This window comes from Ureibacillus chungkukjangi (genome assembly GCF_003217295.1).
Taxonomy (GTDB): Bacteria; Bacillota; Bacilli; order Bacillales_A; family Planococcaceae; genus Ureibacillus; species Ureibacillus chungkukjangi.
On the sequence record NZ_QJTJ01000014.1, the window covers coordinates 31,724 to 52,763 of the forward strand.

A 21,040-nucleotide genomic window follows, 5' to 3' on the forward strand; every position below is an offset into this window, starting at 1 on the left:
AAAGCTCTTTCCTACCGAAAAAAAACCTGCCTAAAGAAAGGCAGGCTTAGATTTTCACTGGTGTTATTAGTTCATAGCCGCATGCAAGGATTGCACTTTCAGCTAAAACCATTAGCGAATCTATATATCGGTTATCTAATTTCAAGTCTTTATTTACAATTGAAAGCTCTGTACAGCCCAAGATAATTTTGTCGCAATCTAATTGCAACATGGCTTGTTCAATCACGTGCCATTGATGCTCAGAAACTTCTTTTCCAGCCTTTACATAATCATATATAACAGACATTACTTGATGCTGAATGACCATATCTGGAACAACAGGTTCGATATCTTGCTCGATTAGCGCTTGTTGATACACACCAGAAGCAAGAGTTCCATCTGTCGCTAGAACGCCAACTCGTTTTGCTCCAGTAGAAGCAGCTCTTTTGGCAGTTTCACGAATCATATGAAGCACGGGAACTGGAGAAGCTGATTGTAAATCCTCATAAAAGGTATGGGCAGTATTGCAGGGAATACAAATCAAGTCCGCGCCGGCATCTGCCAATTTTACTGCATCCTTTACTAAATAAGGTACTGGATTTTCCTTAGTTTGGTCTAGGATATAAGCTGTACGATCTGGAATCGAAGTATCATTATCTATGATTGTATGGACATGTTCCTGATCTTTGGTGGCACTCGTTCGGCGGACAATCATCTCGCCGATAAACATTGTCGCTAACGGACCGACACCACCGATAATACCTAATGTTTTTCTCATTCTTCCAAACCTTTTTTATTAAAATATTTTTTATATTTACGATAGTAATTTAAATTATTTAGAGTTATTTTAACCCAACGCTTCGGATTCATGTCCTCATTATAGAATAATGAGTTTGTCCATTTTCCTTGACGGATTAAGCTTTTTGCTTCGATTTTCATTTTTCCATTTGAAGCATATTTAAATAAAACGCCTTTTGGAATAATCATCCACAGATGCTTATTATCTGCATAAGTTAATTCTTGTTTAATGTTCAACATACGATCATCTGCTACGTATTTCATTAAGTTATAGCCAGCTGCAGTTACAAAATAGCTAGAACGACCGTTGCGAAGATTGATTTCGAATAGCTTGTACTCTCCATCACGCGCATCGTATTTCATATCGAAGTTGGCAAAGCCAGTGTAGCCGATATCCTCCAAGAAGTGACGCACTTTATCCATCAGCTTTTCATCATAAGTTGTAATGATTGCCGCGTAGCTACCAATACCATCAGGTGAATGCTCTTCAAGGATTGGATTTCCTAGACACATTAACTTCACTTTACCGTCTTGGCCAACATAGGCATTTAGAACACGCATATAGGAATCGTCACCCGGGATAAATTCCTGAACAATCATCGTATCCTGATAACTAGATGCGTAAATCGCTTTTAAAATAGCTGTTTTTTCAGCTTCATCATTGGCTACAAACACTTTCTTTTTACCTGGGAAGCTACAAGCCCAATAAGCAACTGAGTTTGATGCCTTTAAGATGATTGGATATTCAAATGGCGGTGTGAAATCGTGGTAGTTTTCAGCAGTCACTGTTGTTGTCCCAGGATATTTGAAGTCATACTTCTCACACATTTTATAGAAGTTTTCCTTTAATAGAATTTGATCCATTAAAGTTTCGTCAATATAAGGCACTGTGAAGTACTTTTCAAGTTCTGGTTTATTTTTAATAATTAGCTTTGCATAGTCATCCCCACAAGCTAATAGTAATAATTTTTTATCTGGATATTGTTTTGCGATTTTTTCTAGTGCAGGTACGAAAACCTCCTGCTCGTTCAAATTTGCTATTGCTTGGAAATTTAAAATACGGCTATCTTGAGTGGCTGTTAAATGTGAGCGACCAAGTACAAGTGGTTTTAAGCCATAAGCTTCGTAAAATGCACGAGCCATGCCGTACGCGTTCATATCAGAGCCTAATAATATCGGTAAAAATGGTTGTTCCATTATCTTTCATCTCACTTTAATTGTTATAGTATTTAAGAGATTCTATGTACACAAATTATAATCGTACATTCAAATTAAGCTTGAAAAATTATGTTAATTTTATCAGTCTAAATGTTAGTTTAACACATTTTTCTAATATGTTAATATGCATCCTTACCTAAAAATCTCTTCTTAATATTCCTGTAAAATATGAAAAAAAGAATCCTAAATTGAACAATTTGATAATTTTCTGCACTTCTTAGATATTGGGCATTGTCGTAAAACACTTCTTTAAAAATAATGTCCTCTATATTTTACCCAATTCGCTAGCTTTTCAACTTGAATTTATATAAGTTTATACGTTAAAAAAGACTTAAAAGTTCCATTTACGGAAGCTTCTAAGTCTATTAATCACTTTATTATACTGATTCGATTACTAGTGCAATACCTTGACCTCCGCCGATGCAAAGGCTTGCTACTGCGTATTTTCCCCCACGACGCTTTAATTCGTAGCTGCTTGCTAATGCGATTCGTGTACCACTTGCACCAACAGGATGTCCTAATGCAATCGCTCCACCGTTTACGTTTGTTATTTCTCGGTTTAGACCCAGCTCCTTTTCAACAGCTAGGTACTGTGCAGCGAATGCTTCGTTTACCTCAACTAAATCCATATCATCAATTGTTAGATCTGCTTTTTGTAATGCTTGCTTTATGGCAGGCACCGGCCCTATTCCCATTATTGTAGGGTCTACTCCAGCTACTCCCCATGAAACGATTCTAGCAATTGGTTTCAGATTATTTTCCTGCACGAATTTTTCGCTTGCGATTACTGCTGAAGCAGCCCCATCATTAATCCCTGAAGCATTTCCAGCAGTTACAGAGCCATCCTTTTTAAAGGCTGGTCGTAATTTGGCTAAGCCTTCAACATTACTAGTTTCTTTTATATGCTCATCCACTTCAATTGTGATTTCACCTTTTCGTGTTTTAACTGAAACAGGGACAATTTCTTCTTTAAAGTATCCAGCTTCTTGAGCTTGAGCTGCTCTATGATGGGATTGTACAGCAAATTCATCCTGTTCTTGACGAGAGATATCATAAACTTCCGCTAATTTTTCTGCTGTCATCCCCATACCAGATCCAGTATATTGATCAGTTAAAGTAGCCTGCAGCATATCAATGAATTGCAGATTTCCCATTTTAGCTCCATTAAAACGTTGATCAAAATTCGAGTATGGCGATTGAGACATATTTTCAGCCCCACCTGCTAGCACGACATCTGCTTCTCCAAGTAAAATCTGCTGTGCTGCTGTTACGATAGATTGCATACCAGAGCCACATAGTCGATTTAAAGTTAAAGCAGGGACTTCCTTTGGTACACCTGCCTTTAACCCGATATGACGTGCTAAATAAGCTGCATTTACATTACTTGCAATTACACCCCCATAAACTACATGATCCACTTGCTCTGGCGCTACATTCGCTCTCTTTAATGCTTCAATCGCTGTTTGTGTGCCAAGCTCCACTGCATCCACTGCTGCAAATGAACCGCCGAATGCTGTAAAAGCAGTTCGTGCCCCATCTACTATATATACATTCTCCACTTCTTATCCCCCTTAAATTATTGCGCCGTCTCACTTACCTGAGGTCGAAGTGTATGCTTTAACACCTTACCAGAGGCATTACGCGGCAATTCCTTCAAAAACTCTACTTCCATAGGAATCTTATATTTTGCTAATTGTGTTCCGCAATATGTTAGAACCTCTTCTTCTGTTAGCGCTTGATTTTCTTTAGCCACTACAAAGGCTTTCGGGACTTCTCCATATACCTCGTGAGGAATCCCAACAACTGCTGCCTCTAATACTTGCGGTATTTGATATAACACTTCCTCAACCTCTATCGGATAAATATTCTCGCCGCCTCGAATGATCATATCCTTCTTTCGATCAACGATATATAAAAAGCCTTCATCATCGAATTTTCCTAAGTCGCCTGAGTACAACCAACCATTTTGAATCGTCCTCGAAGTTTCTTCAGGATTACGTAGATATCCCTTCATTACTTGTGGTCCCTTTACACAAATTTCTCCTACTTCACCTAGAGGTACTTCCTCTCCTGAAGCATCTACTAATTTGATTTCCGTACGTGGCAAAGGTCTTCCAACTGATCCGATTTTCTTTAAAGCGTCCTGATCTGTTAAAGAGGATGCAGCAGGTGAATTCTCTGTCTGCCCGTAGCAATTTTGAACCTTTACCTTTGGGAATGTATCTTTTAAGCGCTTTACTAATTCATATGGCATTGGCGCTGCACCATAAACAAACATTCTTAAATGCTCAAAGTTATAGCTCTTAATCTCAGGTTTATTTAATAGAAGCGTATACATGGCAGGCACTCCAAAGAATATAGTAGCCCTTGTCTGAACGATATTTTTCAAGGTACGATCAGGCGAAAAAGCTTCTTCAATAACAATTGCCCCACCTTGGTACATGGTTGGTACCGCAAATACATGACTTCCCGCACAATGGAACAGCGGCGTACAAATATACATACGATCATTATTTGTCATTTTCATTGATTCAGACCAAATTTCTGCTGTCTCATATACATTTCTATGGGATAACTGCACCCCTTTTGGTTTTCCTGTTGTACCAGATGTATACATAACTACCGCTGTATCATTTGGTTCTAATGACAACGGCTTGAATTCAGCTGTATCCTGATTAAGGATGTCACGAATTTTTGCTACATTGATTTTTTCTATGAAGCTGTGAGTAGAATCGGCTATTGTTTGTTCAATTTTTTCATCAAAGAATAATAGCTTAGCTTCAGAATGGGAGAAAATATACTCTACTTCTGGTGAAGCAAGCTTTGTGTTTACTGGCATTATCGTAAGTCCCGCCAATTGTACGCCATAGTAAACAGCCATAAATAAATCAGAGTTCAGCATAAATTGAGCAACAATATCCCCTTTTTGATAGCCCTGTTGCTGTAAGTACGCTGCAATTTTTTGTGCATTATTATAAAGCTCACGATATGACCACTCATTGTCCTCAAAAGCGATTGCTAGTGCGTCTGGTGTTCTCGTTGCATGCTGCTTTAAAACATTTAATATAAACATACACATCCCCCTTATTTATGGTGTTATAATCTAATCCCCTTGAAAAACTACTTAATTAAAACTCCATTTATTTTAAAATCTCTTTTGCAATAATCCCCTTCATGATTTCTGTTGTTCCTGCGTAAATTGCCGCAACAGGAATATCCCTGAATCGTCTAGCAATCTCATACTCTTCCATATAGCCATAGCCTCCATGAAGCTGAAGACAGTCTGTAGCTACACGCTTAGCCATTTCGCTAATCCACCACTTAGCCATCGATACTTCTTTGACAATTTTTTCACCAGCAATATGTTTTGCAACAAGATTATTAATATAATTTCGACCAATATCTATTTCAGTAGCCATCTCTGCTAATTTAAATTGAGTATTTTGAAAGTCTGCAATGGTATGGTTAAAAGCTTTTCTAGTTTTGACATACTCTTTTGTAATTCGGAACATTTCTTCTGCTTCTATCTGTACCTCGATTGCAACCAGTAGCCTTTCCTGCTGCAGCTTCTCCATTAAATAGTAAAAGCCTCTACCTTCCTCACCAAGTAGATTTGCTGCAGGCACTTTCGCATCTTCAAAAATCAGTTCACCTGTATCAGAGGAATGCATCCCAATTTTGTTTAGTTTCTTCCCTCTTTTAAAACCAGGAGTCCCACTTTCCACTACAATTAAACTGATTCCGCGATGAGCTGGTTTTGCATTTGGGTCTGTTTTACAAACTACTACAACATAATCTGCATTGATGCCATTCGTAATAAAGGTTTTCTCACCGTTCAGAATATAATAATCGCCCTCTTTACGAGCAGTTGTCCGAATACCTGCTAAATCAGACCCAGCGCCAGGCTCAGTCATAGCTATTGCAGAAATATACTCGCCACTTACACTTTTAGGTAGCCACTTTTGTTTTTGCTCTTCTGTTCCATACTCTTCGATATATGGTACAACGATATCTGAATGCAGCACGATTCCACTCGCCGGTCCAGCACCAACACGTTCTAGCTCTTCTCCTAGAATCATAGAGTAACCAAAATCGAGACCTAAACCACCATAGGATTCACTAACCATTGGACATAGGAAGCCGTTTCCCCCTAACTTCCTCCAAAAATCCCTAGGCACTTCTTTATGTAACTCCCATTCGTCAAAGAAAGGATACGCATCCTTTTCTAGCATTTTCCGTAAAGCAACTCGAAACATTTCATGCTCATCTGTAAAGATATCCCCTAACATAAAAAATCCTCCATCCAGAACTTAGAATTTTCTGAAAATATAACTAGATTTTAACAATCACAAACATAATTATCAATAAAATACTGTTGGTTTTTTTGTTTTTAATAGAATTTTCAAGCTTCAAGTAGAAAAAATATGGTTTTTACGTTGCGTGATATCGCCCCTCCCAGACTTTAAACTCTTTTGCTCCTCTGCCATTGTCCGAACCGCAACCGATTTTTAATTTCATTAAGCACCTTACTTCTAAATCTAAATAATAAAAAAGCTATCCAAGCATCCATCACTTGAATAGCACTATTATTATAATTAGGCATTAGCCTAATTATGTCTTTTTTCGTCAGGGGATTCTTTTCTGAACACTTCTGTAATCAGCTCGTCATCCTCTGCTTTAACTCGCTTATTTAGCTCTTCTATTGGAATTGAATCAACGGTTTGCATATCCTCATGTAGGTCAAACAAACTAATATTATCTGAATCCACCATATCTGGTTTATCCTTGGCTGGTAAATCTGCAAACTCCTTTTTCGACTCGATTAATGACTCCCAATCCTTGTTCATCATTCACACACTCCTTTTGCTTTAGTGTGTGAATCGATTATCAAATTATTCTTCACTAAAAAATGGATTAGCATTACAATTCCTTAAAACTCAATATTAAACGCCTTTACAATAATTCCATCATCTAATGGAATAAAATCATTCTCTGGAACTCGTTTAAATCCAAGGCTCGTATATAGGTTCACTGCTGATTCCATGAAATCTGCTGTATGTAATCCCATTGATTTGTAGCCGTTGTTCTTAGAACGTTTCATACACTCCTGAACTAACGCTTTTGCAACACCTTTTCCTCTTGCTTTTGGAGAAACAGCAAGCATTCTTAGCTCCGGATGATTTAACTGCCCTTCAACTAGTCCTTTATATGCTTCGATTTCTGGAGAAAACAGTGCAACTGTTCCAACTAACTCTCCATCTAGTTCAGCTACCATTCGTTCGATTCCTGCTTGCTCCCCTTCATCAGAAAGAATCGATTGTTTTAAAGCATCCCAATGTGCCTCTGGTATTTTTTCTGCATGCTCTTCATATGACTGTAATCGTAATTCCTTAATCTTTTGGAGCTCTCCCTTTACTGCATCCCTTATTAACATTTCATTCTCCTTTTATTTGGATTTAATATTAAACAATCAGGAATTTCTCCTGTTTTCCACTTAACTCTTCACGGTTATGTGGTGTATTAATAATCGACATATCAGGACCCTTTGGTAATATATTAAGACTTTTTTGGTCATCGCTCGCGATATGATTCGATAGGTGATAGTGAACTTTAATTGCATTAAAGTCTGTTGTATCTCCAAAGCCTGGCGTTTGGTATAAGTCTCTTAAATACCCCCACAAATTCGGGAAATCTACAATTCGATTGCGATTTGCTTTAAAGGCAGCATAATAGGCTACATCAAAACGAACCAATGTGGCATAAAGTCGAACATCCGAATCTGTAATATAATCCCCATGTAAAAAACGGCTAGTCGCTAAACGTTTTTCCAGCTCATCTAATTGATTGAATAACGTATCATATGACTCTTCATAAGCTTCTTGAGAACGGGCAAATCCACATTTATAAACTCCATTATTTACTTCATGAAAAATCACATCATTTAAGGCATCGATTTCTTCACGTATGCTTTCAGGATACAATATTGGTGCATTTTCTTTATGCAACGGTGACCATACTGTTTCGAAATAATTCGTTAAACGGAAATAATCATTATTTACAACCTTTTTCTCTTTGATGTCTACCATAGCTGGAACTGTAGGACGGCCCTCGTAGCCAGGGTCTGCATTCAAATACACTTCACTTATATATTGAACCTCTAATACAGGATCTTTATTTCCCTCATCTAAAGAAAACTCCCAGTCTACACGCGGGATATTTGGACGCATTGGACTAGCTGTTCCTAAACTGATAACCTCTTCTAAACCAAGCACTCTACGGACAATCACAGAGCGATGTGCCCACGGACACACAGGTGACCATAACAGACGATAACGCCCTGCCTCTATTGGTAATTCTCCTGGATTATTTCCAAACGGTGTTGTAAAACGATTTTTTTGACGATTGAATTTACCGCTTTGGTCTACTTCTAACGGTTTTTCTTTTTTTAGATTGCCCATTATGTATCACCTATTCTTTCTTCTTTGTCTACAAATTTTAATATGTAAATATTCTGATTACAATTTATTTGATTTCAATTAATCGGTGACCTTATACTGCTAAGGTCACCTTTAACCTTAATGTGGATGTTGAGTTTGTTTTTTTACTTCATCTATATTTGTATCACTAAACATTTTCGTATTTTTACCACCAGTACTTGCAAGGTATTCCATTACTTCTTTATAGGACATACCAGATGCGGCATTTTTTCTTTTTACCTCTTCGATATCTGTTCCAGAAACTGTGTATTGGTTCTGTTCACTTTGCATGATTAGGCTCCTTCCCATGTATAAAAGAATATATTTTGTACAAATTAGAAAAAAATCTAAGAAAAACGCCCCTAATATAGAGGCGCTTTATAAAATCATTTTTTAAAATTTATTCTTACCTTGTTCAGCTTGTTGGTTCTGGCGTTTTACTTCTGCAATATCTGTACCAGTAACTGTTTTGCCTGCTGAAGGCTGCTGAGAAGGAACATTAAATGGCCCTGCTTCCTGAGCAATTTCTTCTTTTACCTTTTGAATGTCAGTGCCAGAAGCTGTTTTTCCTCCAAATGATTGGGATGATGCTGAAGAGAATTGGCCACTACCAAATGGACCCGCCTCCTGTGCGATCTCCTCTCGAACCTTCTGGATATCTGTACCTGATGCTGTTTTCCCTCCAAAAGACTGGGGGGCTGGACTTTGCGAAAAAGGCTTGTTAAAAGGACCCGCCTCTTGTGCAATTTCTTCTCTTACCTTTTGTGGGTTAGTACCAAAAGCTTGTGCCCCTGAAGAACCCTGTGCATTTTGTCGCTTTACTTCCTCAATATCAGTACCAGCAGATGTGAAACGTTTACCATTATTCTTTTCCATGTCAAAAACACCTCCAAAATGTTATGCCTTTATCATGTCAAAGTAAAGACGATATTATGAGTGCAATAATTTTATTTCTTTTAGTATAAATTCGTATCTATCGTAAGTATCACTAATCACCTGGGTATTTTCTTTTTTATAAAACTACATTAAAATTAAAGTAATAAATTTCCATGTGTGAAGGTGAAGAAATGAGATATGCTCTATTGGGGGATTTGCACTCAAGTATTGAAGACACAAAAGCTGTATTACAACATATACAAGAAATTGCACCCGATTCCAAAATAATCGGATTAGGAGATCTATTTGAATGTACGATTGGCAAGAAAAAAGCCTTAACCATTTCTAATGCCCCATTAAATGCGGCAGCAATCATTGAAGAGGAATTTGAAGATCTCTTAACATTTCCGTCAATTCGGGGAAATCAAGAGGAACGGATAACTAACGTTACTGGTATCAAAAGTTTTGCCGCATTACCTGAAAAAATAGTAATAGAAGGTGCCACATTAATACACGGTCATCAAATTGAGTGGGGCACACATTGGGAGCCCGTTAATATGTCTATGCTAGAAATTGACACCTCTCTTGTTTTCTTTGGTCATAGTCATCGAAGCGGTATTTATATGGACGTCAAAAAACTCCATGAGCCCATCCATTTTGGACAAGCTATTTCATTATCAAATGATGCTTATTGGGTTAATGTCGGTTCTGTTGTAGACAATAGAGAATGGGTTTTATACGATAGTGATAATCGTTCCGTTACTTTTATGAAGATAACTCAATAGATAGAAGGTTAAATAAGAGAGCACCTATTTACATTAGGTGTTTTTATTATTGTTTTTTCTAATGAATTCTTTTCTTTCAATTTCTCTGCTCTTCCATTTTATTTATAACTACCCTCTTAAATCGTTATTTTCTGCTTGATGCTTTCATAAAATGGTGCATGTCCAGTATTGTGAGGAGAATTGCATGCTATTTGTTAAGAAAGGCTTAGCAATCATTGTAGGAAGTATCTTTTTGTCCTTGGGTATCAATGTTTTTTTAACCCCCTATGAAATTTTAGACGGTGGAATCATTGGGCTTTCATTAATTATTTATTATTTGTTCAAGCTCAAAATTGGGTTAATGATTATTGTGTTAAGTATTCCGATTTTTGTCCTTGCTTGGTTTAAATATAAACCCTATTTCTTTAATAGCTTACACGGGTTACTTATTTCCTCTGTGATGATTGACCTTTTTAAGCCGTTGCGGACCTTGCTCCACATTGATCCTATGATTAGCTCCGTAATAGGTGGCATTTTTGTTGGGATTGGTATCGGCCTTATGCTGCGCTTTGAAACAAGTACTGGTGGCACAGACTTATTAGCTCAATTCATCTCAGACAAATTACTCATTAATGTAGGTATTGTCATTTTCGTCATAGACGCAGCCGTTGTTTGTTTAGGTGGAATCTTCATTTCACAGAAAACCTTACTTTTATCAATTGTCACCATTCTTTGTGTAGGTATAACGACCAGTGTACTAACAAAGCGCCATACATAATTTCTTTAAAAGCAAAAGCCGCCTTAAACCTTAAGGCGGCTCTTGTTCATGTTAATTTTTCAACACTCTTCCTTTTTAAAAAGGATAATTTAGTTTCTGAAATCATAATGGCACAAAGAATTAAAACAGCACCAACGACCATTCTTGTTGTTAAAAATTCACTTAAAAGAATTACCGAGAAAATCATTCCCCATAAGGCTTCAGTTGAAAGGATAATTGCTGTTTTTGTTTCATTTGTAAACTTTTGTGCAATCGTTTGGAATAGATACGCTAGCGTTGTTGAGAAAATAGCTAAATATAAAATGGATGATACAGCCTCAACTTCAAACGAAAAGCTTACCTCTCCCTTGAAAATTACAACAATCCACGAAAAAATTGCCGCAAAAAACATTTGTACGATCGTCAGTGTGATTGGATCTTCATCCTTTACATATTTGGCAGTATAAAAAATTTGATAGGCAAAGGCCACTGCACAAGCAAGTGTTAAAATATCCCCTACATTTATATCAGTTGAAAATTGAAGGGATAAAAAACCAATACCTACAATTGCTAAAATAGCTCCAGTTAATTCAAATTTATCGATTTTTCTTTTATAGGCGAAAAAGGCAATAAAAGGAACAATAACTACATTAATAGCTGTTAAAAAGGCATTTTTTGAAGGAGTTGTATACTGTAGCCCTACTGTTTGTAATGCAAAGGCTAAATATAGAAAGAATCCTAACACCAAGCCTTTTAGAATAATCCCCTTATTTAACACCTTTAATTTTTTATAAAAAATTAAACTTAACACAAGAAATCCTATTAAAAATCTACCTGCTAGAATCTGAAAGGGCGTGTAATGCTCAAGAGCAATTGCACTTACTACAAAGCCACTTCCCCAAATAATTGCTGTAATACACAGCATAATTTCACCAATATACTTTCGCATTACTGCCTCCCATATTATGTATGCTAGTATAATAATATATGATAATTAGAAAATTATAAATCTTTAATAGTAAACAGTTATTAGTTCGAATAGCTGTACAAAATTGTAAATTCAACATAGCTTTTTTCATTTAAAAATGTTCGCTTCTGCCATTGAAACTGCTTTTGTTATTATCTCTTTAGGATTTAATATTACCTTTCCATGGCCTGTTGCAAGAAGCTTTGGTGATAGCTGTTGAATTTTCTTGGCACTATTAAAGGATTGCTCTTTATTCCATGTTCCAAATGCTGGAAATGGAAATAGCGGTACAAGTTGACCACTTACAGCAACTTTCCCTTGGGTTTGAAAAGCATCTCCTACGATGACAGATTGATCTTTGTTATTCCAAAGAGAAATTGAACCCGGTGTATGACCAGGTGTTTCTATTACTTCAAGGGAACTAACCATATCCCCCTCTTTCAAATAGATTTCCGGCGTTAACTTTAAGTCTTTTGGTACTCCGCCTTTTATGGGTGTTTGTGGTTCTCCTTCATCTAACGATGTATCTCCTTGTAATAATCGACTATCTCGGATAGAAATCGCAACTTGTGCTTCAGGGAAAATTCTCTTAATATGTTTTAACGAACCAATATGATCGCCATGGGCATGTGTTAAAACAATCTTTTCGAGTGGCTTATTTAACTCTTTAATCAATTTTACAATTCCCGAAAAACTTGCAGGCATTCCTGCATCGATTAATACTAAATGTTTTTCTTCTTCAACAATATAACAATTTACAGGAAAGAACTTTGGCCACAGGGTTAACTGGTACAAATTATTAAATTTCGTAATTCTCAAACTCTTCCTCCTTAACCGTATATATAGATATTATAAAAGAAACGGACTACAAATATTGTAAATTATTTGTAATCCGTTTAAAGTACCTATTCATATTTTTTAAGTCCACCCTTTAATGGCAACGTCTTGGATTTTGCGTTCATGCTCATGTCTTTTAATAATTACACTAATTTTTTGATACCATTTCGAGCATTCCTTAAAAATGTCCTTATACTCATCTAGCTCTTTTGGAATTTCTTGTTCATTATCTAAAAAGACATATTCCGCAATAGGGTCTGATAAATCATCTACCACTATTTTAAGTATGAGCTTTTTAACCTCCTTTGCTTTTTCTTTCTTCTCAGGTAATTCGTCCATCTCATTTACATGGACATCTACCTTTGCTCCCCCATCTATTAGGGACCAACCATGGACACCGCCCTTTGATGTAAGAGCAACATTAGTTCCATCCTCGACAATTGCTATTTCATAGAGCTCATCAAAATCGAACTCCTTCTTATCAAAATCATCATCAGTATGTTCTCTTTCTAAAATTCTTAAAGTATTGGAGTATTCATCAAGCATTAAGGCACTCAAATAATCAGGAGAAATAATATAGCGAGTATGAGGGTGCTGTTCAACTTTTTGAACCGTTTCATTTAATAATGCTTCACTCCGTTTTTTTACATCCTTATTCAACTCATAAAGCCACCACGCACCTAAAACTATTGCAACGATTAAATATAGTGTACTTCCTGATTTAAATGCTAAAAAAAGATAGACAACTTCTAATAATAATAAAAATAATTGAAACAACCTACTCACCCCTTTTAAATAGTTTTGTAGTCAAAAAAACAAAGCTCTATTACCTAAACAAGTGAAACGATGGTTCGTCTCTCAAAACTACTTATATAAGTTTCTAGTAGTTATAAAATATTATTCGAGAAGTTCTCTTTTCATTCTCATTTTTAATAGTTTTTATATAGAATTTATATTTTCTTCAAATTCAAATCTGTGCTTTATAACTTTTCGTATAGTTCAACTTGCAACTACCTATACTTATATTTAGTAAATGTTGTTGAAAAGAGGGGTCATTTTGTCTGTTAGTAAAAGTACACTTTCTATTTTTGCTTTAGGTGGTATTAATGAAATCGGCAAAAATATGTATGTTATTGAATCTGAGAAGGATTTAGTTATCGTTGACTGTGGTGCTAAATTTGCAGATGAGTCGCTACTAGGAATTAATTTAATCATTCCTGATGTTTCCTATTTACAAGAAAACAAACATAAAATTCGTGGACTAGTTGTAACACACGGTCATGAGGATCACATTGGTGGGATTCCCTACTTCCTGAAAAAATTAAATATCCCAATCTACGCAACCAGGTTTACGCTTGGTTTAATCGAGCTAAAGCTACGGGAGCATAAAATTTTACGTGAATCTACTTTGGTTGAAATTCACTCAGAATCCAAATTAGATTTTGGTGAGATTAAAGCTAGTTTCTTCAGAACAAGTCATAGTATTCCGGACTGTTTAGGAATTGTTTTCGATACCCCTGAAGGAAAGGTTGTTCATACTGGTGACTTTAAATTTGATTTAACACCTGTTAACGACCAATATTCTGATATTCATAAAATGGCGAAGATTGGTGAAGAAGGCGTACTTACTCTTATTTCTGAAAGTACAAATGCAGAGCGACCAGGCTCAACACCATCTGAAAGTAAGGTCGGCTCACATATCGAGGAAGCCTTCTTAAACGCTACAGGAAAAATAATTATTTCGACCTTTGCTTCAAACGTGAACCGTGTACAACAAATCGTTCATGCAACGATTAAAACAAACCGAAAATTAGCCTTATTAGGCCGTAGTATGGTGAATGTTGTGAAGGTGGCTAAGGAACGAGGATATGTTGAAATTCCTGATTGGATGCTTATTGATGCTAGGGATGTGAAACAATATCCTCCTGATCGCGTAGTAGTTCTATGTACAGGAAGCCAAGGTGAACCATTAGCCGCCCTATCAAAACTATCCACCAATAATAATCGAGATGTTCGTGTGTTACCTGATGACACGGTGATTTTTGCAGCTTCACCTATTCCTGGCAATGAAAAAGGAGTTTCGAGAATTGTTGATAATCTGTTCCAATTAGGAGCAAAGGTTATTTATGGTTCTTCAAGCATCACGGGAATGCATGTATCAGGACATGGTTATCAAGAAGATTTAAAGCTTATGCTTACATTGATGAAGCCAAAATACTTTATCCCAATTCATGGCGAATACCGTATGCTTCATATACACCGATTACTTGCAGAGGCTGTAGGGGTTGAGCGTAATAATACCTTCATTATCAAAAATGGTGATGTGGTTGATATTCGTGACGGTGAAGCTCGTCAAACTCGTAAAGTAACAGCTGGAGATACTTACGTAGATAATGTTGGTGACGATGAAATTGTTGAAATTGTTCTTCGTGACCGTAAGCATCTTTCTGAAGAAGGTATGCTAGTTATCGTTGTTACAATTAGTAAATCAGACGGTAAGAGAATCTCAGATCCGGATTGTATTTCTCGAGGATTTGTCTATGCAAGGGACTCTGAAGGGTTATTACAAAATATTACTGAAGTTGTAAAAAGAACGATAGACCCATTTAAAGATCCTAATATTATGGGTATGAAGCGAGCTATAAAAAAAGAATTGGGCATTTTCTTATTTGAAAAAACAAAGAAAAAGCCAATGATTCTTCCAATTATTATTGCTATTTAATAAAAAGGGCCAATTGTTCCGTATTTATTACGTAACTATTGGCCTTTCGTATTTATTTATTCATTTATATCATTATGTGTAGAAAAGTGAGGAAGATTCGGATTAGGAATTTGACCAAGAGCTTTAGGATCTTCTAAGTAAACAAATTCACCTGAACCATCCTGCGCGGCTCCTTTAGCCCAGCGTCCATCACTAGATTGTGTCCCTTCAGATAAGTTCCAGAACTCATAAGCATGAGGTTGTGCCTCTAATTCCGCCTCTGGTGGGAATGATGCTGGCGCCACAATACCATGCTTTTCCTCTAATTCTGAAATGGCTGCCATCCATTGGTATTGGTGGTAGCGATCTCGTGCTAACATCTTACGGAAAACCGCACGCACGCTTTCGTCAGTTGTCATTTCATATACACGTGATACCTGTAATCGTCCTTGAGATTCGGCATGTAAATTAGAACGGAAATCTGCAAGTAAATTCCCACTCGCAACGATATATCCCGAATTCCAAGGAACCCCATTTGAATCTCTAGGTGTAGCTCCTAAACCACTCACTATTAAATGCTGAGGATTTGTACCACCAAGGATTGCAGCAATCATCGGGTCCTTTGCAGCCTCAATTTGTTCTGCTGGGGAGATACCATCTAGCAATTGACTAATAAGGTTACACAGCATTTCAACATGTCCAATTTCTTCAGTACCGATATCCATTAACATATCCTTGTACTTCTCTTCCCCACGGCAGTTAAAGCCTTGGAAAAGGTATTGCATCATAACACTCATTTCACCAAATTGCCCGCCAAGCAATTCTTGAACCTGTCTTGCTAATAGTGCATCTGGACGTTCAACCTTCACTTCAAACTGCAGTTCTTTTTGATGTCGAAACATTGATAACCTCCTGAGTATGATTAAATTTTACTTCGAAAAACATTAATCGAAGCTAATAATCATTATCACCAAAGTTCACTTTTTAAACACAAAAAATATTATTTCTTAAGAATACTTTTAATTTATATGGGGAATTATAGTAGCGGTTATTTCTAAATTTATAGGGATAAATTTAACTTAATCCAGATAGTGAATCGAAAGGATGATACCCATGGAAAAAGACCCTTCAAACAAAGGGAAATTTGACACAAATTATGAAGATGATGCAACATTAACCAACAGACAAGGCCATCCGATCACAAATAATCAAAATATCCGTACAGTAGGAAATCGTGGTCCTGCTACTTTAGAAAATTATGATTTCATCGAAAAGATTAGTCATTTCGATCGTGAAAAAGTACCTGAGCGTATTGTGCATGCTCGTGGTTCTGGTGCACATGGATACTTTGAAGCATACGGTACAGTTGGCGATGACCCTGCTTCAAAATATACTCGAGCAAAATTATTCCAGGAAAAAGGAAAACAAACTCCAGTATTCGTTCGTTTCTCATCAGTAGTACATGGTTTGCACTCTCCTGAGACACTACGTGATCCACGCGGGTTCGCTGTAAAATTTTATACAGAAGACGGAAACTGGGATTTAGTTGGTAACAACTTAAAAATCTTCTTTATCCGTGATGCTATGAAGTTCCCAGATATGATTCATGCCTTCCGCCCAGACCCAGTAACAAATATTCAGGATGCTCGTCGTTTCTTTGACTTCTGTGCAAATTCTCCTGAGTCTTTCCATATGGTTACATTTGTTTACTCGCCATGGGGTATTCCTGCAAACTATCGAATGATGCAGGGTTCTGGAGTTAACACCTATAAATGGGTAAACCAAGAAGGTAAAGCCGTTCTAGTAAAATACCACTGGGAGCCCAAGCAAGGTATCAAAAACTTAACTACCAAAGAAGCTGAAGAGATTCAAGGTAAAAACTTCAACCATGCTACACAGGATTTATATGAAGCAATTGAAAAAGGCGATTATCCTGAATGGGAGCTACTCGTTCAAATTATGGAGGATGGCCCACATCCTGAGCTAGATTTTGACCCACTGGATGATACAAAATTATGGCCAAATGATCAGTTCCCATGGCTGCCAGTTGGACGCATGGTATTAAATAAAAATCCTGAAAACTTCTTTAACGAAGTAGAACAGGTTGCGTTTGGTACTGGGGTACTTGTTGATGGATTAGATTTCTCTGACGATAAAATGCTACAAGGTCGTACATTCTCTTACTCAGATACGCAACGTTACCGCGTAGGAGCGAACTATCTACAATTGCCAATCAACGCTGCCAAAAAACGTGTTGCAACAAACCAAGAGGGTGGCCAATTACGTTATTATAACGATAAAGCTCCTGGTCAAAATCCTCATATTAACTATGAACCTTCTAGTATGGGTGGTTTAAAAGAAGCTGAGCAGGCTGGAAAAGAGCATACGCCTCAAGTGGAAGGCAACTTAGTCCGTGAATCGATTGACCGTAACGATAATACAAAACAAGCCGGCGAAACTTATCGCAACTTCGAGCAATGGGAGAAGGACGAGCTCCTAAGCAACTTGGTGAACGATTTAGTTATTTGTCCAAAGGATATTCAAGATAAAATGATTGCCCTTGCAGAACAAGCCGACGAAGAATATGGCCGCCGCTTACGTGAAGGCATCGTTGCAAAAACAGAAGAAATGAAAAAAGAAGATCCAAACTTTAGTCCACATCCACTTGGTGCTAAAAATGCAGATAAAGCAGTGGATGACGCTGTAAACAAAGGACACGAAGCAGATCCTTATTAATGCATAGTCAAAAGCCCGTGAATAAACAAATTCACGGGCTTTTTATATGTGTTCGTCGAATCTTAACTGACTTTTGTTATTATAATGCCTTTCTATAATTCCTTTTCCCATCGTACGTATAAAGCACTGGTTTGTTTTCCACATAGGTTTCTATATGGACTGGGCGTCCCCATAGCTGATAGATATAAGGTAATACTTGTTCTAAGTAATGCGGATCTAATTCCATCCCCTCAAAACCATGCTTTAAGTACATCTCACCGTTTCGGAGGTAGTCCCCATTATCAACAACAATATATGGGAAGCCGCCATTTACACGCATAGATATAAGCTGATCTCGTACATTTCGATAATCCTTATCAGTAATCTTGTAATCAGTACCCTTTTTTTCGAACAAGTACATATCCTCTTGGTCGACTAGCTCTTTAGTTAAATAATTTCGGATAAAGGAAATATCAGATTCGATTTCACGTACTTCAAAGATTTTTTCCCTTCCCGAGCCAGGTTTCACCCCCATTTTAATCATTTCAGGTGTAGGGTTATCGTACCGTCTTTCGATATCCTCAAAAATTTTCAACCCTAAATAATATGGATTAATGGACGTCTTAGATGGCTGCACAACGCCCGCATTTAGTTTTGCATATTCAATCGTTTCATCTGTTGTAAGATTTAATTCTCTCATAATACGTTGGTGCCAATAAGATGCCCAGCCCTCATTCATTATTTTCGTTTCAAGCTGTGGCCAGAAATATAACATTTCCTCACGCATCATCGTTAAAATATCACGTTGCCACTCTTCAAGCTCACGACTATGCATTTCTATGAAAAGAAGAATATCCTTTTCAGGCTTCGGTGGGAACTTTTTCTTTTTATAGCGAACTGGCGACCTTGGTGCCTCTTTTTTGTCTAAATCCCATAGGTCATCATAAGGAGTTTTTGCTACAACAATTTCGTTCTCATCTAATTCATCCTCGTATTCTAGCAATTTCGGTCTTACTAAGGAAGGATCAATATGTTCTTGAATAGCTAAAATTGCATCTAAAAATTGTTCAACTTCTTCTTTTCCATAGAGACGCTCATAGCTAGCAATTCGATCTGCCGTTGCCGTCATACTTTCAACCATATCTCTTCTTGTATTAGAGAAGCGCACATTATTTTTGAAAAAATCACAGTGTGCTAAAACATGAGCGATAATGAGCTTATTTTGCGTTAATGTATTCGTATCGAGTAAGAATGCATAGCAAGGATTTGAGTTAATAACCAATTCATAAATTTGGCTCAAGCCTAAATCATATTGCAGCTTCATCTTATGAAATTGCTTTCCGAAGCTCCAGTGCGAAAAACGAGTCGGCATTCCATATGCACCAATAGTATAAATAATTTCTGCTGGGCAAATTTCATAATGCATTGGAAAGAAATCTAAGCCAAACCCTATGGCAATTTCATTTATATCCTCAATCGCTTTATGAAGTTCTTTTTCCACCTTTTCTCCCCCCAATAGAAAAACACGATTTTCACCAAAAGTGAATATCGATGTTTTTCGTATACTGATTTCGGTGTCAAACATGCTACAAATACTATTCCTTAAACAGTCGTCTCATCACGCTTTTGGAAGAAGCTTTTCAGTGTATCGTACACATCCTTCTTCTGCCTTAAGACATAATGACGGAACTTTGGATTATCAATTTTCTTAAACGTTGACATCAATGAGGAATACCGATTATTTGGGTTAACCTCACCATATCCGAACATACTAGACAGCTCAATAAGTTCATTTACCAGTCTTAAGCATTTCTCATTATCTGTTGAAAAGTTCTCGCCATCTGAGAAATGTACGGGGTAAATATTGTAACGAACCGGATTATATTTTTGCTCGATAAGCTCTAAGGCCTTGGAATAAGCTGATGAACAAATTGTTCCTCCACTTTCTCCCTTTGTGAAAAACTCTTCTTCCGTTACCACTTTTGCTTCTGTATGATGCGCGATAAATTCAATTTCAACAGTTTTGTACTTTGTACGTAAAAACCTAGTCATCCAGAAGAAAAAGCTTCTTGCACAGAATTTTTCAAAATTCCCCATAGAACCACTCGTATCCATCATGGCTAGCACAACGGCTTTGGTTTCAGGCTTCTGTACTTCATCCCAGGTTTTAAAACGTAGATCATCATTATGAATAGGGGCAATTTCAGCCTTCCCTTTCATGGCATTTCTTTTAATAGCCGTTAAAATCGTTCTTTTCTTATCAATATTACCCATTAGCCCTTTTTTACGGATATCATTAAACTCAATCTTTTCTGTAGAAATATCTGCTGTTTCTTTTCTTTGTAAATTAGGCAGCTCTAATTCTTTGAATAACATACTTTGAACGTCTTCCAGGTTTACCTCTGCTTCATAGTAATCATCACCAGGCTGATCCCCAGCTTTCTTTCCTTGACCCTGTGCTTGCTGATTTCCTGGCTTTCCATCACGGGCAACCACATCACCAACTTGGCTATCGCCTTGTCCTTGACCAACATGCTTTGATTTACCATAGTTATAACGAATCTTATACTCATCTAATGAACGAATTGGTATTTTAATAACCTCTTTACCATTTGACATGATTATACTTTCTTCACTAATCAGGTCTGGCAAATTGTTTTTAATTGCATCCTTTACCTTATCCATATGCCGTTGTTGATCTTGGTACCCTTTACGATGGAGTGACCAATTTTCCTGAGAGACGACAAAGTTTCGATTCTGATTTTCACTCATGTTATCCTCACCCATCTTTGATAAAGTTTCATTATCCAATTACAAAGGAAAATCACTTTTCTTATAATATGCGAATTTTCTGACAAATTACACTGCTTTACTCAATAAATTCTTCTTTAATACAAATTATTCTAATAACCCAATATTTATCTCTTCTTACGACCAATTCTAATTAAAGAT

The 21,040-nt window shown here is 36.9% G+C and carries 20 protein-coding genes; 4 read left to right on the plus strand and 16 right to left on the minus strand.

What is annotated here, in order from left to right; translation table 11 throughout:
- Window positions 1–46: 46 nt before the first annotated feature.
- From cuyB to BJ095_RS11275, 10 genes are all read right to left on the minus strand, one after another.
- Window positions 47–757 (minus strand): cysteate racemase, encoded by a 711-nt coding sequence (gene cuyB, locus BJ095_RS11230; protein ID WP_107935249.1) that lies wholly within the window; start codon window positions 755–757, stop codon window positions 47–49.
- A complete protein-coding gene (locus BJ095_RS11235; protein ID WP_107935250.1) occupies window positions 754–1,974 on the minus strand; it encodes a carboxylate--amine ligase in 1,221 nt (406 codons plus the stop codon). The genes cuyB and BJ095_RS11235 overlap by 4 nt, the downstream gene beginning before the upstream one ends.
- A gap of 398 nt (window positions 1,975–2,372) precedes the next feature.
- Window positions 2,373–3,554 carry an acetyl-CoA C-acetyltransferase gene (locus BJ095_RS11240; protein ID WP_107935251.1) on the minus strand — a complete coding sequence of 394 codons (1,182 nt, stop codon included), beginning with the start codon at window positions 3,552–3,554 and terminating at the stop codon, window positions 2,373–2,375.
- Between the two features lie 17 nt (window positions 3,555–3,571).
- Window positions 3,572–5,068 (minus strand): class I adenylate-forming enzyme family protein, encoded by a 1,497-nt coding sequence (locus BJ095_RS11245; RefSeq protein ID WP_404427230.1) that lies wholly within the window; start codon window positions 5,066–5,068, stop codon window positions 3,572–3,574.
- A gap of 67 nt (window positions 5,069–5,135) precedes the next feature.
- Entirely contained in the window at window positions 5,136–6,284 is a 1,149-nt protein-coding gene (locus tag BJ095_RS11250; protein WP_107935253.1) for an acyl-CoA dehydrogenase family protein, read from the minus strand.
- A 318-nt stretch (window positions 6,285–6,602) separates the two neighbouring features.
- Window positions 6,603–6,845, minus strand: coding sequence for a hypothetical protein (locus tag BJ095_RS11255; protein ID WP_107935254.1), 243 nt, complete (start codon window positions 6,843–6,845; stop codon window positions 6,603–6,605).
- 80 nt (window positions 6,846–6,925) lie between these two features.
- Window positions 6,926–7,429: a GNAT family N-acetyltransferase gene (locus BJ095_RS11260; protein WP_107935255.1), complete on the minus strand. Its 504-nt coding sequence runs from the start codon at window positions 7,427–7,429 to the stop codon at window positions 6,926–6,928.
- 28 nt (window positions 7,430–7,457) lie between these two features.
- Window positions 7,458–8,453 (minus strand): glutathione S-transferase family protein, encoded by a 996-nt coding sequence (locus tag BJ095_RS11265; RefSeq protein WP_107935256.1) that lies wholly within the window; start codon window positions 8,451–8,453, stop codon window positions 7,458–7,460.
- Window positions 8,454–8,570: 117 nt separating this feature from the next.
- Window positions 8,571–8,762 (minus strand): gamma-type small acid-soluble spore protein, encoded by a 192-nt coding sequence (locus BJ095_RS11270; RefSeq protein ID WP_107935257.1) that lies wholly within the window; start codon window positions 8,760–8,762, stop codon window positions 8,571–8,573.
- Between the two features lie 102 nt (window positions 8,763–8,864).
- Complete coding sequence (locus BJ095_RS11275; protein ID WP_107935258.1) at window positions 8,865–9,347, minus strand: gamma-type small acid-soluble spore protein; 483 nt, start codon at window positions 9,345–9,347, stop codon at window positions 8,865–8,867.
- A 191-nt stretch (window positions 9,348–9,538) separates the two neighbouring features.
- Between BJ095_RS11275 and BJ095_RS11280 the strand changes: the two genes are divergently transcribed.
- Both BJ095_RS11280 and BJ095_RS11285 read left to right on the plus strand, forming a co-directional pair.
- Window positions 9,539–10,132 carry a metallophosphoesterase family protein gene (locus BJ095_RS11280; protein WP_107935259.1) on the plus strand — a complete coding sequence of 198 codons (594 nt, stop codon included), beginning with the start codon at window positions 9,539–9,541 and terminating at the stop codon, window positions 10,130–10,132.
- Between the two features lie 184 nt (window positions 10,133–10,316).
- Window positions 10,317–10,889 carry a YitT family protein gene (locus BJ095_RS11285; RefSeq protein ID WP_107935260.1) on the plus strand — a complete coding sequence of 191 codons (573 nt, stop codon included), beginning with the start codon at window positions 10,317–10,319 and terminating at the stop codon, window positions 10,887–10,889.
- A 46-nt stretch (window positions 10,890–10,935) separates the two neighbouring features.
- On the opposite strand, the gene BJ095_RS11290 is transcribed toward BJ095_RS11285, so the two are convergent.
- The 3 genes from BJ095_RS11290 to BJ095_RS11300 all read right to left on the minus strand — a co-directional run bounded on the left by BJ095_RS11290 (window position 10,936) and on the right by BJ095_RS11300 (window position 13,449).
- Entirely contained in the window at window positions 10,936–11,817 is an 882-nt protein-coding gene (locus BJ095_RS11290; RefSeq protein WP_107935261.1) for a DMT family transporter, read from the minus strand.
- 126 nt (window positions 11,818–11,943) lie between these two features.
- Complete coding sequence (locus BJ095_RS11295) at window positions 11,944–12,654, minus strand: MBL fold metallo-hydrolase (RefSeq protein WP_107935262.1); 711 nt, start codon at window positions 12,652–12,654, stop codon at window positions 11,944–11,946.
- A 99-nt stretch (window positions 12,655–12,753) separates the two neighbouring features.
- Window positions 12,754–13,449 (minus strand): hypothetical protein, encoded by a 696-nt coding sequence (locus BJ095_RS11300; protein WP_107935263.1) that lies wholly within the window; start codon window positions 13,447–13,449, stop codon window positions 12,754–12,756.
- A 256-nt stretch (window positions 13,450–13,705) separates the two neighbouring features.
- Here BJ095_RS11300 and BJ095_RS11305 point away from each other — a divergent pair, with 256 nt between their 5' ends.
- Window positions 13,706–15,394, plus strand: coding sequence for a ribonuclease J (locus tag BJ095_RS11305; protein ID WP_404427232.1), 1,689 nt, complete (start codon window positions 13,706–13,708; stop codon window positions 15,392–15,394).
- A gap of 56 nt (window positions 15,395–15,450) precedes the next feature.
- Here BJ095_RS11305 and BJ095_RS11310 read toward each other — a convergent pair whose 3' ends face one another.
- Window positions 15,451–16,275, minus strand: a complete 825-nt coding sequence (locus tag BJ095_RS11310) for a manganese catalase family protein (protein ID WP_107935265.1) — start codon at window positions 16,273–16,275, stop codon at window positions 15,451–15,453.
- A gap of 211 nt (window positions 16,276–16,486) precedes the next feature.
- On the opposite strand from BJ095_RS11310, the gene BJ095_RS11315 reads away from it, so the two are divergent.
- On the plus strand, window positions 16,487–18,109 hold the full coding sequence (locus tag BJ095_RS11315) for a catalase (protein WP_107935266.1): 1,623 nt from the start codon (window positions 16,487–16,489) through the stop codon (window positions 18,107–18,109).
- 79 nt (window positions 18,110–18,188) lie between these two features.
- On the opposite strand, the gene BJ095_RS11320 is transcribed toward BJ095_RS11315, so the two are convergent.
- Window positions 18,189–19,589: a SpoVR family protein gene (locus tag BJ095_RS11320; protein ID WP_282433275.1), complete on the minus strand. Its 1,401-nt coding sequence runs from the start codon at window positions 19,587–19,589 to the stop codon at window positions 18,189–18,191.
- A gap of 101 nt (window positions 19,590–19,690) precedes the next feature.
- Entirely contained in the window at window positions 19,691–20,860 is a 1,170-nt protein-coding gene (gene yhbH, locus BJ095_RS11325) for a sporulation protein YhbH (RefSeq protein ID WP_107935268.1), read from the minus strand.
- Between the last annotated feature and the right edge of the window lie 180 nt (window positions 20,861–21,040).